Genomic DNA, 16208 nt, shown 5'->3' with positions numbered 1-16208 from the left:
GTTGGGGGTTCTCCCCCTGTGAGAGTAGGACGTCGCCAAGCTTATAGTTATTTTATGTATAATTGTTATTTAACTGCATAATATAATTATGTGCATAAACAAAAATGTATCATTTTTATCATCGCGGGGTGGAGCAGTCTGGTAGCTCGTCGGGCTCATAACCCGAAGGTCGCAGGTTCAAATCCTGTCCCCGCAATCAAAGAAAAAGCGAAACTTGGTTTCGCTTTTTTTTTTTGCCTAAAAAATGATAAATCGTGAGTATTTGTTTCTTTACATAAAAAAAGGTAAACTAACTATAAGCTTGAATTCCGACGGATTTTTGTCCATTGTGTAAGTTGAATAATAGATAAAGGTGAAGATTGTATGCAGCAGTTCGAATTCATCTCAAATAATGAGGATGAGACAGGTCAATTTGCAAAAAAATTGGCGGGAAGGCTCCATGAGGGAGATGTAATTGCCTTGGAAGGGGATTTAGGTGCCGGAAAAACGGCATTTACCAAAGGAATCGCTTCCGGTCTGGGAGTAACCAGAAATGTCAATAGCCCTACTTTTACGATTATTAAAGAATATCAGGGGATTCTTCCTTTATACCATATGGATGTGTATCGTGTTAGCGATGCAGGGGAGGATTTGGGGTTTGAGGAATATTTGGAAGGGGAAGGTGTAACTGTCATTGAATGGGCCCATCTGATAAAAGATCAGCTTCCCGAACATTTATTGACGATTTATATATTCCGGATTGGCGAGACAAGCAGGCGCCTGGTATTGGAACCACGTGGCGAAAGATATGTAAGCTTATGTAAGGAGATTGTTTCATGACGGTATTAGCAATTGACACATCCAATTTTTCTTTAGGAATTGCCTTGGCCAAAGGGGACCAAGTGATTGGCGAATATATTACTAATATCAAGAAAAATCATTCATTGCGGGTTATGCCTGCGATTGAACGGTTAGTAGGCGATTGTGATCTAAAAACAGCCGATCTTAAAAAAATAGTGGTGGCCAGGGGACCGGGCTCCTATACCGGTGTCCGGATTGGCGTAACCATTGCCAAGACGTTAGCCTGGACACTTAACATCCCTTTAGCGGGTGTATCCAGTCTAGAATTCCTAGCAGCGAATGGCCGTTATTTCACTGGAATTGTCTCGCCCTTATTCGATGCGAGAAGAGGACAGATTTTTACAGGATTATATCGCTTTAATGGTAATCGCCTTGAAACGATTTTAGAAGATACTAATATGCTGGCGACCGAGTGGGCAGGCAAGATCAAGCAATATAACCAGCCTGTTTTATTTATTGGCAACGATACGCCGCTGCACAAAGAGGCTCTACAAAATATTCTGGGTGATGCTGCGTTTTTCGCACCGCCTGCCTTATATAACCCTAGACCGGGTGAGCTTGCATTATTGGGGATGGAAAAGGAAGGGGAAGATATCCATTCCTTTGTACCAAACTACGTCCGGCTCGCAGAAGCAGAGGCAAAATGGTTGGGGCAGCAACGGGATTGATTGCATATCTTACATCAAAATATATAAAAAGGAAGAGACCGATTTCAATGAGTAAAACAATGACATTTCGGTTCATGAGAGAAGAGGACATCGACCAGGTGATGATTGTAGAGATGCAGTCATTCACTTTACCGTGGAGCAGGGAAGCTTTTTATAATGAGCTTTATCATAACCAGTTTGCCAGGTACCTTGTATTGGAAGATGGCGGCAGGATTGCAGGATATTGTGGAGCATGGATCGTGATGGATGAATCCCACATAACGAATATTGCTGTGCTGCCGGAGTATAGAGGAAGGAAATTGGGGGAAGCTTTGCTGCTTAAGATGATGGAGCTCTCCAAGAGCATGGGAGTTACGAGGATGACCCTCGAGGTTCGGGTTAGCAACTTAGTGGCTCAATCCCTCTATAAGAAACTTGGTTTTCAAAAAGGCGGTATCCGCAAAAATTATTACACGGATAATAAAGAAGATGCTTATGTAATGTGGGTGAATATATAGTGGAGAAAGATCAAATCATCTTAGGAATTGAAACTAGCTGTGATGAAACAGCGGCAGCAGTTATTAAAAATGGAAAAGAAATCCTGAGCAATGTAGTCGCATCCCAGATTGAAAGCCATAAACGCTTTGGCGGGGTGGTACCTGAAATAGCATCCAGACACCATGTGGAACAAATGACTATTGTCCTGGAGGAAGCTCTCAATCAGGCAGGTATTGGGTATAGTGATATTGATGCCATTGCCGTTACTGAAGGCCCTGGCCTGGTCGGGGCCCTTCTGATTGGTGTAAATGCGGCAAAGGCTATTGCTTTTGCGCATAACATACCGCTCGTCGGTGTCCATCATATTGCTGGACATATATATGCAAACCGGCTCGTTACCGAGATGAAATTCCCGGCTTTATCATTGGTGGTTTCAGGCGGGCATACGGAATTGGTACTGCTAAAGGAGCATGGCGATTTTACGGTGATCGGTGAAACAAGGGATGATGCGGCAGGAGAAGCATATGACAAGGTGGCGCGAACGTTACATCTTCCATATCCGGGCGGCCCGCACATTGACCGCCTTGCCCATGAAGGCAATCCCAGCTTGAAGCTTCCCCGTGCCTGGCTTGAAGGCTCGTATGACTTTAGCTTCAGCGGTTTAAAATCAGCCGTTATCAATACACTGCACAATGCTGAACAGCGAGGGGAGAATATTGAACCAGCAGATCTTGCGGCAAGCTTCCAGGAGAGTGTGATTGAGGTGCTTGTGACAAAAACGCTCCAGGCTGCCCAGGCGTATGATGTGAAGCAAGTGTTGTTGGCGGGCGGGGTTGCAGCTAACAAAGGCCTTCGGGCGGCGCTCACTGATGGGTTTGAATCCTTGTCAGATATTGAACTGGTTGTCCCACCTTTATATTTATGTACGGATAATGCGGCAATGATTGCTGCTGCAGGCAGTGTCCTGTTTCAAAAAGGAAAGAGGTCAAGCCTTGCCCTTAATGGGAATCCAGGTCTTGATATAGAGCAATCCATGTTTTGAGTCTGTTCATAGGAACAGGCTTTTTTATATTGCTCACTTGGCAATATGAAGTCAATATGTGGATAAAATAAAATGGAAACCAAAACCTCCTGTGCATAAATAAGCATTTTTGTGGATAAGTAGGATAAAAAATGTGGATAATGTGGAAAACTTATTTATTTGCTGCGGGATAAGGTATGAATATGTTGATAAATCAGTGGATAACTTGTTAATAAGTCCTAAAAAAACCGGAGCCTTTCGGACTCCGGTTTGTATTTATACCAATTCTTCCAGTTCAGCCCATTCCTCCATGAACAAATCAAGTTCCGTTTGTGCTTTGTCCAATTTTTCCTGTATTTGTTGGACTTTCTCATGATCCTTAAAAACTTCGGGACTACAAAGTGCGTCATTACACTGTTTAATTTCATCCTCCAGTTTCTCCATCGCCAGCTCTACTTCATCTAACCTTCGTTTTCGCTGCCTTTCGAGCTTTTTTGCTTCTTTATCAACTTTATAATTTGTTTTTTCATCTGGTTTTCCTGCGTTGACACTGTTTGAAGCCTGTTCAAGCTCCATGATCTCAGCCTGTTCCTGTTTTTTATCTATATAGTAATCATAATCTCCCAAGAATTCCTCACTGCCATTGTTTGAAAGCTCAATTACTTTAGTAGCTATCCGGTTGATGAAATACCGGTCGTGGGAAACGAAAAGAATGGTTCCCGGGTAATCGATAAGTGCATTCTCCAGAACCATTTTGCTGTCAAGGTCCAAATGGTTTGTGGGCTCGTCCAAAATCAGAAGATTGCCTTTTTCCATCATGATTTTTGCGAGGGCAAGCCGAGCCTTTTCACCGCCGCTTAAAGTAGAAACTGTTTTTAGGACATCATCGCCTGAAAACAGGAAATTACCAAGAATGGTACGGATTTCTTTTTCCGGTTTAAGCGGGTGTTCGTCCCATAATTCGTTAAGTACACGCTTATTTGAAAAAAGTTCAGCCTGTTCCTGGTCATAATAGCTTACTTGGACATTTGTCCCGAAACGGAATTCTCCATCCCTCGGATGTAGCTTCCCGATCAACGTCTTAAGCAGTGTCGACTTCCCTACACCGTTTGGGCCAACGAGAGCGATGCTGTCTCCTTTTGTAATCCTCAATGAAATATTTCTTGAAATGGTGTCCTGTTCATAGCCAATGGCCAAATCATGTATGTTCAACACTTCATTGCCGCTTTGCCGTTCTATTTCAAATGAAAAAGTGGCGGATTTTTCATCTCCCTGGGGCTTGTCCAGGACATCCATTTTTTCTAATTGCTTTCTGCGGCTCTGTGCGCGTTTTGTGGTAGAGGCCCTCGTGATGTTTTTCTGCACAAAATCACGTAGCTTTTCGATTTCTTCCTGTTGTTTTTCATATTGTTTCAGGTCCCTTTCATAATCTTCCGCTTTTTTCACCAAGTAGCTACTAAAGTTGCCGTGGAACTTTTTGATGGCATTGCGGGAGATTTCATATACCTGATTGACTACTTTATCAAGAAAATAGCGGTCATGTGATACAATCAGGACAGCCCCATGATATCCTTGAAGATATTGCTCAAGCCAGGAAAGGGTTTCGATGTCTAAATGGTTCGTCGGCTCATCGAGTATGAGGATATCAGGTTTCTTTAGCAGTAGTTTCCCGAGGGCCAGCCTCGTTTTTTGGCCGCCGCTCAAAGTGGAAATCGGGGTTGAGACATCATGGTCGGCAAATTGCAGGCCGTGAAGGACAGAACGGATATCTGCCTCATACTGATAACCTCCCTGATCCTTGAAGGAATGCTGCAATTCATCGTACTCCTTCAACACCTTTTGATAGGAAACTTCGTTTTGAAAAATATATGGATCTGCCATCATTTCTTCCAGTCTTCTTAGTTCCTTTTCCTTTAGAAGAAGCCCGGAGAAAACCGTCAACATCTCATCCCAAATGGAAAGATTCGATTCCAGTCCTGTATCCTGTGCGAGGTACCCGATTGTAACACCCTTAGGTCGGATCAATTCACCGCTATCGAAGGACATTTGCCCGGCGATGATTTTGAGAAGTGTGGACTTACCGGCTCCATTGCGGCCAACTAATGCAACTCTATCTCTATTTTGTACTTCCAGCTTGATTTTGGATAAAATAAGCTCTGCACCATAATATTTGGATAATTGATTGATCTGCAATAAAATCATTATTTTCACCTCTAATGCAATATTAATAGTGTAACTCATTGAGGCTTATCTCGCCAACAGGGCTGATTTGTGAAAAAGTCAACAATCTTCACACAAAAATGGAGAAATAGTGTATTATCAATTTGAGAGGTGTTCATTTTGGCTGAATTTACGCATTTTAACGAGCAAGGCAGGGCGAAGATGGTCGATGTCAGCGATAAGCCAGAGACCGTGCGGACTGCCATCGCGCAATCAAGTATATTATTGAATGATGAAATATTTGAAAGTATTGCTGCGAATACCATGAAAAAAGGGGACGTCCTTGCTGTGGCTCAGGTTGCAGGCATAATGGCAAGCAAAAGTACTTCTACCATAATCCCGATGTGCCATCCAATCCCGCTCTCAGGGGTTAACATATCTTTTCAGTGGGAAAAAGAAAAACGTGGCCATCGGCTGGTGATTACCGTTACAGCTAAGACAAAAGGAAGTACAGGAGTAGAAATGGAAGCGCTAACAGCAGCGTCTGTTACCGCACTTACCGTATACGACATGTGCAAGGCTGTCGATAAGGGAATGGTCATAGGCCCAACCTATTTAGTAGAGAAGACAGGCGGAGTATCGAGCCCAGACTATAAACGGCAAATCAATCAAAAAGAATGACGGTCCATACGGAGGAAAGATGTAAGAAAGCGGGGGAAAACAATGAACCAGGAACCAATGAGGATTCCGCAAGCAACGGCCAAAAGGCTGCCATTATACTATCGCTTTTTGCAAAATCTTCATTCATCAGGGAAACAAAGAGTTTCTTCCGCAGAGCTTAGCGAAGCTGTAAAAGTTGATTCTGCGACGATCAGGCGGGATTTCTCCTACTTTGGCGCTCTTGGGAAAAAAGGGTATGGCTACAATGTAAATTACCTGTTGTCCTTCTTCAGAAAAACGCTTGACCAGGATGAATTGACGGAAGTTGCATTGATCGGTGTAGGGAATCTCGGAACCGCATTTTTAAATTACAACTTTTTAAAGAATAATAATACAAAGATTGAAATGGCCTTTGATGTTGACGAAAATAAGGTAGGAACAAAAATAGGGGATGTGCCTGTTTACCATATGGACGAGATTGAAAAAAGGCTGGAGGAACAAAACGTGACTGTTGCCATATTAACAGTTCCGGCACAGGTAGCGCAGCCGATTACGGACAGGCTGGTCCAGTCAGAAATAAAAGGCATCCTGAATTTCACACCTGCAAGGCTGAATGTGCCTTCCTCAATCAGGATTCACCATATCGACCTCGCTGTTGAACTGCAATCATTGGTCTATTTCTTAAAGCATTACCCGGTAGCGGAGCAAGAAGAGACCGTTTCAACCGATAAGTAAACAAAACGCTGCCTTCGTATGGGGCAGCGTTTTTGTTTACTTCTTATTCTTTTGGATGGATTTTATTTTAATATGCAGCATGATCATGCGAATCCCGGAGCCAAAATCGAGGGTGGCCAGGATCACGAATAGATAAGAGAAAAATCCCCAGCCGGACTCAGAAACATTCTGAACGGCGAAAATGGTAAACAGTACCCCTAAACCCAAGTAAAGTAATCCTGCTGTTAATGGTGAGCGTCTCATAGTAAACCTCCGATGAAGGCCATTGCATTTTCCATTTCCCGAACCATCTTTTCAATATCATCCCGATAAACCGACTGAAAAACAACAACCAACGTGTTCATCGCTATATGGGCAAAAATGGGGACAAGGATCCGTTTTGTCCTGACATATAAAAAAGCAAAGGTGAAACCCATTGCTGAATACAAGAGGATGTGGACCAATTCAAAATGCGCGAGGCCAAAAATGACTGAGCTTATGAAAGCCGAAATAAAAAAATTAAATCGTTTATACAGGGAACCAAATATTATTTTTCTGAAAATGATTTCCTCCAGAATAGGCCCAATGACAGAGCTTACAAAAATCACCAAGGGGACGTGTTCAATGAGTGAAAGGATTTGCTGGGTGTTCTCAGATCCGGGTTTTATGCCAAGCATTTGTTCAATCGCACCTGCAATCGATTGGGAAAAAAGGGCAAGAAATACACCGGCAATCGCCCATCCCACTGAGACGGGAATTGAAGCCTTATTCCTAACGTTGACATCATTCTTCATATCTTCCCGCATAAAGAATAGAACGAGCAGGAGTGCCACAAAAAAACTGATGACAATCCAGTATGCCCCAGATTTCATGGCGACCTCATCTGCCGGATATCCGAGTTTCAATCCGATAACGGTCAGGATGGGCACCCCCACAATGGTTGATAATTGCATTGCGATATAGGTGATGATTACAAACCAGTACTCTCTCTTCAACTAATATTTCTCCTTTAATGGATGGTGGTGACGCCTGCGTATTTATTTTATACGAACATCCGGGGGTTGATGTTGGATGCCGCGTTATTTCAAATAGAAAAACATGGTTGCCAAAAGGAAATTATGGTCATAATAGTTAGGCCCTAACCTAAAGGGTATCAAATTTCCCATCATAACTCCAATGTATGAATCGCAGCCCATTCTTTTTTCTAAAAACGAGATGGATCCTTTTTTATGCTCCCGAATTTTTTCAGGAAATTAATGAGAATTTTTTTATCTTCAGGCTTGCAAAAAAGCAATGATTTATTTAATATAATAATTGTGTTAGCACTCGAGGTTATAGAGTGCTAACAAATTTCAGAACAATATTCAAAGAATCCCGAGGAGGTTGTTTCACTTGTTAAAACCATTAGGTGATCGCGTGGTAATTGAACTGGTTGAATCTGAAGAAAAGACAGCTAGCGGTATCGTATTGCCGGATACTGCGAAAGAAAAGCCGCAAGAAGGCAGAGTAGTAGCTGTTGGAACAGGCCGCGTGCTTGAAAACGGCGAACGTGTTGCCTTGGAGGTTGCACAAGGCGATAAAATCATCTTCTCAAAATATGCAGGCACTGAAGTGAAATATGAAGGTACTGAATACTTAATTTTACGTGAAAGCGACATCTTGGCTGTAATCGGCTAATTGCAAACATACTTAACTGATTTATTAAATTCTGGGAGGTATTCATAAATGGCTAAAGATATTAAATTTAGTGAAGACGCTCGCCGTTCCATGCTTCGCGGTGTGGACGCCCTTGCGAATGCAGTAAAAGTAACTCTTGGACCAAAAGGACGCAACGTGGTACTTGAAAAGAAATTCGGTTCTCCGCTTATCACCAATGACGGTGTAACAATCGCAAAGGAAATCGAATTGGAAGACGCTTTCGAAAACATGGGAGCAAAGCTTGTAGCTGAAGTAGCAAGCAAGACAAATGATGTTGCCGGTGACGGTACAACAACTGCAACAGTTCTTGCCCAGGCGATGATCCGTGAAGGACTTAAGAACGTAACAGCAGGCGCTAATCCAATGGGTATACGCAAAGGGATCGAAAAAGCGGTAAACGCTGCTATCGAAGAATTAAAAGCTATTTCCAAGCCTATCGAAGGCAAAGCATCTATCGCACAGGTTGCGGCTATTTCTTCAGCTGATGAAGAAGTGGGCCAATTGATTGCTGAAGCTATGGAGCGCGTTGGAAATGACGGTGTTATCACAATCGAAGAATCCAAAGGCTTCACTACTGAGCTTGATGTAGTAGAAGGTATGCAATTCGACCGTGGATATGCATCTCCATACATGGTAACAGATTCAGATAAAATGGAAGCTGTCTTAGAAAATCCATATATCTTGATTACTGACAAGAAAATTGCAAGCATCCAGGAAATCCTTCCTGTCCTTGAACAAGTCGTTCAACAAGGCAAGCCGCTATTGTTGATTGCTGAAGATGTTGAAGGTGAAGCATTGGCAACTCTTGTTGTGAACAAGCTTCGTGGTACATTCAACGCAGTAGCTGTTAAAGCTCCTGGTTTCGGTGACCGCCGTAAGGCTATGCTGGAAGACATCGCTGCTTTAACTGGCGGTGAAGTGATCACTGAAGAAGTCGGACTTGACCTTAAATCTGCAACTATCCAATCTTTGGGACGCGCTTCTAAAGTTGTCGTATCTAAAGAAAACACTACAATTGTCGAAGGCGCAGGCGAAACGGCTGCAATCCAAGCCCGTGTTAGCCAAATCCGCGTTCAATTGGAAGAAACTACTTCCGAATTCGACCGTGAAAAACTGCAAGAACGCCTTGCGAAATTAGCTGGCGGCGTAGCGGTAATCAAAGTTGGTGCTGCTACTGAAACAGAATTAAAAGAGCGCAAACTTCGCATCGAAGACGCTTTGAACTCTACACGCGCAGCGGTTGAAGAAGGAATCGTTTCAGGCGGTGGAACTGCTCTTCTTAACGTGTACAATAAAGTGGCTGCTATTCAATTAGAAGGCGACGAAGCAACAGGCGTTAACATCGTATTGCGTGCAATCGAAGAGCCTGTACGCCAAATCGCTCACAATGCAGGACTTGAAGGTTCAGTCATCGTTGAACGCTTAAAGCGCGAAGAAGTAGGCACTGGCTTCAATGCAGCTACTGGCGAATGGGTAAACATGATCGAAGCTGGTATCGTAGACCCTACGAAAGTAACTCGCTACGCCCTGCAAAACGCTGGATCTGTAGCGGCTATGTTCTTGACAACTGAAGCAGTTGTCGCTGACAAGCCTGAAGAAAACCCAGTCGGCGGCGGAATGCCTGATATGGGCGGCATGGGCGGAATGGGCGGCATGATGTAAGCATCATAAAGCCTTGATATATAGGAGTTTTTAAGTGGAAGAAGAATGAATGCTCATGCATTTACTCATAGTGAGTAAAAAATGCTCATTCTATAAACTAAAAGCTCATTATATTAGAGAAGGTCTTTCATCAGTTTAATGAACTGGTGGGAGGCCTTTTCTTCATTGTTGGCAGTGTATGAGCAGAAACATCATAGTTCCATTAATGCTGAATGTCATGAATTCTCCTTAATCTCCTATACTGCTACACCTGCTTCAATCAAAAGGGACAAGTGAAGAGTTATGATTAACGAAAGCGTTTTATATCGCTGAAAGGAGGCAGACCAAACAATCGAGCATATTCACGACTGTATTGAGAAGGACTCTCATATCCAACTTGAATGCAGCATTTGCAGCGTCCTCTGTCTCAGAAAGCATGAGGCGACGAGCCTCTTGTAACCTTAATTGTTTTTGATATTGCAAAGGACTCAATCCCGTAACTTGTTTAAAATGATGATGCAAGATGAAGAACTCATGTTAGCAGTTAAAGCTAGTTCTTCAATGCGCAAAGGCTTAGCAAAATCTTGCTTTATGATATGAATCACTTTGGCGATACGCTGCGCATGACTACAGATCATGGCTGTCTGTTTTACAGAATCACCTTGTTTATCTTGTAGAATTCGGTATAGAATTTCACGGATCACTAAAGGTGCGAGTACGGGAATATCCTCTGGTGCATCTAAAAGAATAACGAAAGACGGATACATCCGTCATGAACTCCTGCCTAACTACCGATACAATGAGGCTCGCGGAAACAGAAAAAGTGCTTATAAAGGAAGTTACACAATTACAGGCGATCATATCGATTATGTAGATGATACTGGTTTTACTGCAGATGGTGATTTTCGACATGGAATTTTTTATCATGCAGGAATGGTTTTCTATCGAGAAGAATAAAAGTAACTCATAATCTGAATATGCGTATTTGGCATCTAAACAAGAGGAAGGGCTACTGCTGCATTCTTAATGTCAATGCTTTTTTGCTTTTTCAGCAATAGAAACTAAGCTTTTTGTTTCCCCGAAACCGGATCCGAGGATTAATATATCCATCTTTTTCATATCGAAATGCTCTCCACTTCTGTAACCAGTACAACTGCTTGTGGAATGTTGACTAAATCTTATGCTAAATGTAATTCCATCTATACTTCTCTCCAAATCATTTTTTTGTTTAACAGCATTGAAAATGCCCGGCTCCCCACTTTAGGTCTCCCGACAAGTGTATCCATGGTCCTAACCTTCTTACAGATGCCAGTTAACTGGATATGTTAAATAATTGGAGGTACGTACTTTATTTTACGTAGTGTCGAAAAGTATACTATATGTTATAATATGTGGTCGTGGAGGTGAAACAAATGGCACGTATGCATGACAAAACATTTAACTGTGAAAAAGAATTGACCCTTTCGGTTATTGGCGGGAAGTGGAAAATGCTTATTTTATGGCATTTAGGCAAAGAATTGACCAAGCGGTTTGGCGAATTAAAAGCCCTTATGCCGGGCATTACGCAAAGAATGCTGGTGAATCAGCTGCGGGAGCTGGAAGATGATTTTATTGTAAAACGTCAAGTATACCCAGTTGTTCCGCCAAAAGTAGAGTATTCACTAACTGAAGAAGGACATACTTTGCTCCCGATTCTGGATTCTATGTACAAGTGGGGAAAAAACTATATGGAAAATGTGATTGGCACTCCAGCAAATAAAAGTGCGTCTATTAAATAGCAATCCTCCCAACTAAAGACCACAAGTAGACGTTAAAAAGTCAAGACTTGTGGTCTTTTTTGTGCAGTGACTAAGGGGAACGTACCTATCACCATGTTATTGGAAATCGGCTATATCAAACGTTCAAGCTATTATAAATGGAAAGCAACTCAGCCACAATGTGAGAAAAGGCTAGGGAGGAACAGGATTTACGGGAACAACACAATGACCAAACGAACTCAAAACAAAATAAAAAACGCGCGCCAATTGAATATCGGCACGCGCTAATTGAACATTGTCTACTTGATGGGAACAAGACTATTATTATTTTAAAGTGTTTTTTTTATTTTACATCTTCGTTGACTCGCTGGTGTCTTCTCAGAATGAACCTTATCATTAATTGTTTAGAAAGCCCGAAAACTAATGTTGTTAATTTGGATAAATGGTTTACTACTTTATTCCAAATTGGCATGTTTGCCGTACATCGTATTGGTATCTAAGCCTTTTTTGTCCATGAACCTCAGGATCACAGCATCGTAAAAAAGTAAGAGAGTTTGCTCAAAAAGAGAGCCCATCGGCTGGATTGTTTTATAGTCGCCTTCTGACTGGTCTTTGGGTGAGCCAGGCAATTTTATTGCGATATCCGCTAATTTCCCGATGGTGGATTCAGGAAATATTGTTGCTGTTGCAATAGTCCCACCGATGTTTTTTGCATTCGCAGCCATGGAGACCAAACTTTTTGTTTCTCCTGAACCTGATCCGATGATCAAAATATCATCTTTTTCAAAGTTAGGGGTTACGGTTTCGCCAATCACATAAGCATCTATCCCCATGTGCATCATTCGCATTGCAAAGGATTTACCCATAAGCCCAGATCTTCCTGCACCAGCTACAAAGACCTTCTCTGATTCAAGAATCCCGTTAACCAGTTTTTCAGCTTCTTCGTCAGCTATTAAGTTTACTGTACGATTAAGTTCTTTTATGATTTCAGCTAAATATTGAGTAGTCTGCATATTGGTGGTTAGCCTTGTTTAACCAATTTTTGCATTTGGGCAGCTGCACCTTTAATATCAGCTTGTCCAGTGATACCGCCACCAACAATGACAAGGTCAGGTTGTGCTTTTATGACTTCCGGAAGTGTTTCTAATTTAATGCCGCCTGCAACTGCAGTTTTTGCATTTTTAACAACACGTTTAATGGTTTGAAGGTCTTCAAAAGAATTTTTCCCAACTGCTTGGAGATCGTATCCAGTGTGCACACAGATGTAGTCAACGCCAAATGCATCCACTTCTTGAGCACGAGTTTCAAGATCCTTCACAGCGATCATATCAACAAGGATTTTTTTGCCTTGTTTTTTAGCTTCTTCAACAGCACCTTTGATTGACATATCTTCGGCTGCACCAAGGATAGTGATGATATCAGCGCCAGCTTCAGAAGCCTTCATGACTTCATATCCGGCTGCATCCATAATTTTTAGGTCTGCTAACACTTTTAATGAAGGGAAAGCTTCTTTCATTTCTTTTACTGCTCTAAGACCTTCATTAATAACAACCGGCGTTCCGATTTCTACGATATCAATATGCTCTTCCACTTCTTTCACCAGTTCAATTGCTTGTGGAATGTTGACTAAATCTAATGCTAATTGTAATTCCATCTATACTTCACTCCTAATAATTTTTTTGTATAACAGTATTAATAATGCCCAGTTCCCAAAATTAGGTCTTTGGCAAGTGTAACCAAGGTTCTCCTTAACCATGTTACAGATGCCATTTTACTGGGTGTGTTAAATTATTGGAAGTACACACTTTATTTTTACATAGTGATAAAAAGTATACTATTGGTTATAATACAAGTCGGAGGTGATATGAATGTCAAGGATACAGGATAAAACATTTAACTGTGAAAAGGAATTGACCCTTTCTATTATTGGCGGTAAATGGAAGATGCTTATTTTGTGGCACCTCGGCAAGGAAGGGACCCAGCGTTTTGGTAAACTGAAGGCTCTCATGCCGGGCATTACCCAAAGAATGCTTGTTAACCAGCTTCGCGAGCTGGAAGAAGATTTGATTGTTCATCGCGAAGTTTATCCAATTGTACCTCCGAAAGTGGAGTATTCACTGACAGAACAAGGTAAAAGCCTGATGCCGATTCTTGATTCTATGTATAATTGGGGTAAAAACTATATGGAGAATGTCGTTGGGAACCAGGCAGAAAGTAAAGAGGCTATCAAGTAGAAAAACAATCCCTTCTTTTAGGATTCGCAATAACGGGCAGTAAAAGCCTACAAAAGGATGTTTCACTTTATCTCGTATCGATACGCATCAAATAAGATTGGAGAAAAAATACAACATTCATTAAAGGAATCAGTAACTAAAAAGCCAAGGGCAGCGATTTATGTATAGTCGCTGCCCTTGGTTTTTTACTCTTGGTATAGGATCAAGTTCACATTCTTATCAATAGTATTATTTTTTATACTATGTTATATAAATGTAACTATATGTCAATAAAGTGCGTACTTACAAAAATAAAACATAGATAATATACTAATTTGGCTCAAGTAATTGCTGGATTTGGGGATACTGCAAGTAAAAAACAACAAACTAATTAGAGCATCAAAAGGATATCAATGATGATAGGTCATTAGAATATAGCGGTATTCCAATAAAATATAGCAACACGCTTTTATTAATTTTTGCATGCATGCTGTTGCTTTAACAAAACATCTACGAGAGGAGAGTCCCAGCCCAAAATGTGGTCATGCTCAATTAAGAGATAATTTTTATCGTACAGGTTGGGAGAGTGAAACGAAACTTACATTCAAAGGTAGGATAAGGCATTAATGAAAATCCTTGTTGTTGTGTATTAGAAATAAAGAAATTAAGGCATTTTTTTTGAATATGTTTTGAAGAAGTGGAGGAATGAAAAGTGGATTCTATGACTTTTGTATTATTTGGGGCGACAGGAGATTTAGCCAAGAGAAAAATTTTCCCCGCCTTGTTTAATTTATATCTGGATCGAAAATTGTCTGACAGTTTTTTAGTTATTGGTGTAGGTTTAGAGGAATTGTCTGATGTGGATTTTCAAACACGTATAAAAGAATCATTATTTACTTTTTCCAGACATTTGTTAAATGACAAATCCAAAAAAGAAGAATTTTCCATGCAATTTCGTTATAGCCAATTAGATGTAACAAATGCTGAAGGGTATAAAAAGTTACTCCAACTCGTTCAACAAAATGAAAGAGAGCGGAACATTAAAGAGAATCGAATGTTCTATCTATCTGTTGCTCCTGAATTCTTTGATGTAATTGCTTTGAACATCAAGGAGAGTGGATTAGGCTCGACAAAAGGATGGAAACGATTAATGATCGAAAAACCATTTGGGCGTGATTTAAAATCTGCTCAAGATTTAAATGAAAAACTAAGCAAAGCTTTTGAAGAAGACGAAATTTTCAGGATTGACCATTATCTTGGAAAACCGATGGTTCAAAACCTTGAAGCTTTAGAATTTGCCAACCCTGTGCTGCAATCACTATGGAACAATCGGTATATTGCCAATGTGCAAATAACGGCTAGTGAAACGGTTGGTGTAGAAGAGAGAGCTAGTTATTATGAAAAAGCAGGGGCTATTCGTGATATGGTCCAAAATCATATGATGCAGCTGTTGATGATGACGGCCATGCATCAGCCAAAACAGATGAGCACGAACGATATCCGTACAGTGAAGAGAAAAGTTATGGACTCTCTTCGGCGAGTACAGAAAGATACTGTAGGTATCCACGTTGTTCGTGGTCAATATGGACCGGGGGAAATAAAGGGTAAACCTGTAGTCGGATATTTAGAAGAACCTGGAGTGAATGCTTCTTCCACAAACGATACATTTGTGGCTGCTCGTTTATGGATTGATAGTTCATTCTGGGATGGGGTGCCATTTTATATCCGGACAGGAAAAAGAATGAAGGAAAAGTCGACGCGGATTGTGATTGAATTCAAGAATCCAACGAAAAATGTGTATACTAACGAGAATCAGTTTGCAGAACCCAATCTATTAGTTATCAAAGTAAGTCCAAATGAGGGTGTGTCGATGCAATTAAATAGCAAAAATTTAACAAATGGAAATTTGGAGCCGATAATTGTTGACTTCTCAGCAAGTACAAAAGACATACCGGAAGCTTATGAACTCTTAATATTCGATGCTTTGCGCGGTGATTCTACCTTCTTTGCTCATTGGGACGAAGTTGAATTATCTTGGAAATGGGTACAGCCCGTTTTAGAGGCGTTTGAGGAAAATGCCCTTCCACTCCACCTATATCATGCCGGTTCGATGGGGCCGCAAGCTGCTTCGCAATTATTGGAGGAGGATGGTTTTAAATGGTGGGAAACTAGGGCGGAAGTTTAATCCGCACCTCCCTGGAATGCTATTGGTATGAAGAGAGCAAACCGGGGTTGGATTTGACCGGTCATTGTTACTCGATTACCCAGGGAACTTAAAGTATTTGTTGAATCCTTATGGTTCCAAAAGGAGACCATGAAGAACAACAAATGGGTAGCATAATAATACAGGCTATTTTTT

The 16208-nt window shown here is 41.3% G+C and carries 17 protein-coding genes, 1 tRNA gene and 1 pseudogene; 13 read left to right on the top strand and 6 right to left on the bottom strand.

The window, feature by feature from the left end; genetic code table 11:
- The first annotated feature begins 122 nt into the window (after positions 1-122).
- The 5 genes from D0466_RS12640 (at position 123) to tsaD (ending at position 3027) form a co-directional block, all read left to right on the top strand.
- Positions 123-196 (top strand) — tRNA-Met (locus tag D0466_RS12640).
- 167 nt (positions 197-363) lie between these two features.
- The gene (tsaE, locus tag D0466_RS12635; protein WP_117322938.1) at positions 364-819 is read left to right on the top strand and encodes a tRNA (adenosine(37)-N6)-threonylcarbamoyltransferase complex ATPase subunit type 1 TsaE; all 456 of its coding nucleotides are present in this window, start codon (positions 364-366) and stop codon (positions 817-819) included.
- A complete protein-coding gene (gene tsaB, locus D0466_RS12630) occupies positions 816-1508 on the top strand; it encodes a tRNA (adenosine(37)-N6)-threonylcarbamoyltransferase complex dimerization subunit type 1 TsaB (protein ID WP_117322937.1) in 693 nt (230 codons plus the stop codon). Before tsaE ends, tsaB begins: the two co-directional genes overlap by 4 nt.
- Positions 1509-1555: 47 nt before the next feature.
- The gene (rimI, locus tag D0466_RS12625; protein ID WP_117322941.1) at positions 1556-2005 is read left to right on the top strand and encodes a ribosomal protein S18-alanine N-acetyltransferase; all 450 of its coding nucleotides are present in this window, start codon (positions 1556-1558) and stop codon (positions 2003-2005) included.
- Positions 2005-3027 (top strand): tRNA (adenosine(37)-N6)-threonylcarbamoyltransferase complex transferase subunit TsaD, encoded by a 1023-nt coding sequence (gene tsaD / locus D0466_RS12620; RefSeq protein ID WP_117322936.1) that lies wholly within the window; start codon positions 2005-2007, stop codon positions 3025-3027. Before rimI ends, tsaD begins: the two co-directional genes overlap by 1 nt.
- A 255-nt stretch (positions 3028-3282) precedes the next feature.
- Here tsaD and D0466_RS12615 read toward each other — a convergent pair whose 3' ends face one another.
- Positions 3283-5208 (bottom strand): ABC-F family ATP-binding cassette domain-containing protein, encoded by a 1926-nt coding sequence (locus D0466_RS12615; RefSeq protein ID WP_117322935.1) that lies wholly within the window; start codon positions 5206-5208, stop codon positions 3283-3285.
- Between the two features lie 138 nt (positions 5209-5346).
- Between D0466_RS12615 and moaC the strand changes: the two genes are divergently transcribed.
- Complete coding sequence (gene moaC, locus D0466_RS12610; protein WP_117322934.1) at positions 5347-5847, top strand: cyclic pyranopterin monophosphate synthase MoaC; 501 nt, start codon at positions 5347-5349, stop codon at positions 5845-5847.
- A gap of 42 nt (positions 5848-5889) precedes the next feature.
- Entirely contained in the window at positions 5890-6561 is a 672-nt protein-coding gene (locus D0466_RS12605; protein WP_117322933.1) for a redox-sensing transcriptional repressor Rex, read from the top strand.
- A gap of 36 nt (positions 6562-6597) precedes the next feature.
- On the opposite strand, the gene D0466_RS12600 is transcribed toward D0466_RS12605, so the two are convergent.
- The gene (locus D0466_RS12600; protein WP_117322932.1) at positions 6598-6804 is read right to left on the bottom strand and encodes a YdiK family protein; all 207 of its coding nucleotides are present in this window, start codon (positions 6802-6804) and stop codon (positions 6598-6600) included.
- Positions 6801-7535 (bottom strand): CPBP family intramembrane glutamic endopeptidase, encoded by a 735-nt coding sequence (locus D0466_RS12595; RefSeq protein WP_117322931.1) that lies wholly within the window; start codon positions 7533-7535, stop codon positions 6801-6803. Before D0466_RS12595 ends, D0466_RS12600 begins: the two co-directional genes overlap by 4 nt.
- A gap of 397 nt (positions 7536-7932) precedes the next feature.
- On the opposite strand from D0466_RS12595, the gene groES reads away from it, so the two are divergent.
- Positions 7933-8217, top strand: coding sequence for a co-chaperone GroES (gene groES, locus D0466_RS12590; protein ID WP_117322930.1), 285 nt, complete (start codon positions 7933-7935; stop codon positions 8215-8217).
- A 48-nt stretch (positions 8218-8265) separates the two neighbouring features.
- Positions 8266-9900 carry a chaperonin GroEL gene (groL, locus tag D0466_RS12585; RefSeq protein WP_117322929.1) on the top strand — a complete coding sequence of 545 codons (1635 nt, stop codon included), beginning with the start codon at positions 8266-8268 and terminating at the stop codon, positions 9898-9900.
- A 286-nt stretch (positions 9901-10186) separates the two neighbouring features.
- On the opposite strand, the pseudogene D0466_RS12580 reads toward groL, so the two are convergent.
- Positions 10187-10631, bottom strand: a pseudogene (locus D0466_RS12580) (helix-turn-helix domain-containing protein); the annotation flags it as partial.
- On the opposite strand from D0466_RS12580, the gene D0466_RS12575 reads away from it, so the two are divergent.
- Positions 10603-10836 carry an Atu4866 domain-containing protein gene (locus D0466_RS12575; protein WP_117322940.1) on the top strand — a complete coding sequence of 78 codons (234 nt, stop codon included), beginning with the start codon at positions 10603-10605 and terminating at the stop codon, positions 10834-10836. The pseudogene D0466_RS12580 and the gene D0466_RS12575 overlap by 29 nt on opposite strands.
- A 455-nt stretch (positions 10837-11291) precedes the next feature.
- Positions 11292-11657: a winged helix-turn-helix transcriptional regulator gene (locus tag D0466_RS12565; RefSeq protein WP_117322928.1), complete on the top strand. Its 366-nt coding sequence runs from the start codon at positions 11292-11294 to the stop codon at positions 11655-11657.
- A 434-nt stretch (positions 11658-12091) separates the two neighbouring features.
- Here the strand turns inward: D0466_RS12565 and hxlB are convergent, their stop codons facing one another.
- Together hxlB and hxlA are read right to left on the bottom strand one after the other, a co-directional pair.
- Entirely contained in the window at positions 12092-12649 is a 558-nt protein-coding gene (hxlB, locus tag D0466_RS12560; protein ID WP_101592846.1) for a 6-phospho-3-hexuloisomerase, read from the bottom strand.
- An 8-nt stretch (positions 12650-12657) separates the two neighbouring features.
- Positions 12658-13290, bottom strand: coding sequence for a 3-hexulose-6-phosphate synthase (gene hxlA / locus D0466_RS12555; RefSeq protein ID WP_101592847.1), 633 nt, complete (start codon positions 13288-13290; stop codon positions 12658-12660).
- A 214-nt stretch (positions 13291-13504) separates the two neighbouring features.
- Here hxlA and D0466_RS12550 point away from each other — a divergent pair, with 214 nt between their 5' ends.
- On the top strand, positions 13505-13870 hold the full coding sequence (locus D0466_RS12550; RefSeq protein ID WP_117322927.1) for a winged helix-turn-helix transcriptional regulator: 366 nt from the start codon (positions 13505-13507) through the stop codon (positions 13868-13870).
- Between the two features lie 691 nt (positions 13871-14561).
- Positions 14562-16034 (top strand): glucose-6-phosphate dehydrogenase, encoded by a 1473-nt coding sequence (gene zwf / locus D0466_RS12545; protein WP_117322926.1) that lies wholly within the window; start codon positions 14562-14564, stop codon positions 16032-16034.
- Positions 16035-16208 lie beyond the last annotated feature (174 nt).

This window comes from Peribacillus glennii (genome assembly GCF_003429105.1).
Lineage (GTDB): Bacteria > Bacillota > Bacilli > Bacillales > DSM-1321 > Peribacillus > Peribacillus glennii.
The sequence above is the reverse complement of the archived record's forward strand: the minus strand, read 5'-3'. Positions and strand labels throughout refer to the sequence as shown.

Coding starts and splice junctions, on each gene's coding strand:
- D0466_RS12600 (WP_117322932.1), bottom strand. CDS start 6,804: ATGAGACGCTCACCATTAACAGCAGGATTACTTTACTTGGGTTTAGGG.
- groL (WP_117322929.1), top strand. CDS start 8,266: ATGGCTAAAGATATTAAATTTAGTGAAGACGCTCGCCGTTCCATGCTT.
- D0466_RS12550 (WP_117322927.1), top strand. CDS start 13,505: ATGTCAAGGATACAGGATAAAACATTTAACTGTGAAAAGGAATTGACC.
- hxlA (WP_101592847.1), bottom strand. CDS start 13,290: ATGGAATTACAATTAGCATTAGATTTAGTCAACATTCCACAAGCAATT.
- tsaB (WP_117322937.1), top strand. CDS start 816: ATGACGGTATTAGCAATTGACACATCCAATTTTTCTTTAGGAATTGCC.
- rimI (WP_117322941.1), top strand. CDS start 1,556: ATGAGTAAAACAATGACATTTCGGTTCATGAGAGAAGAGGACATCGAC.
- D0466_RS12615 (WP_117322935.1), bottom strand. CDS start 5,208: ATGATTTTATTGCAGATCAATCAATTATCCAAATATTATGGTGCAGAG.
- D0466_RS12565 (WP_117322928.1), top strand. CDS start 11,292: ATGGCACGTATGCATGACAAAACATTTAACTGTGAAAAAGAATTGACC.
- D0466_RS12605 (WP_117322933.1), top strand. CDS start 5,890: ATGAACCAGGAACCAATGAGGATTCCGCAAGCAACGGCCAAAAGGCTG.
- hxlB (WP_101592846.1), bottom strand. CDS start 12,649: ATGCAGACTACTCAATATTTAGCTGAAATCATAAAAGAACTTAATCGT.
- tsaE (WP_117322938.1), top strand. CDS start 364: ATGCAGCAGTTCGAATTCATCTCAAATAATGAGGATGAGACAGGTCAA.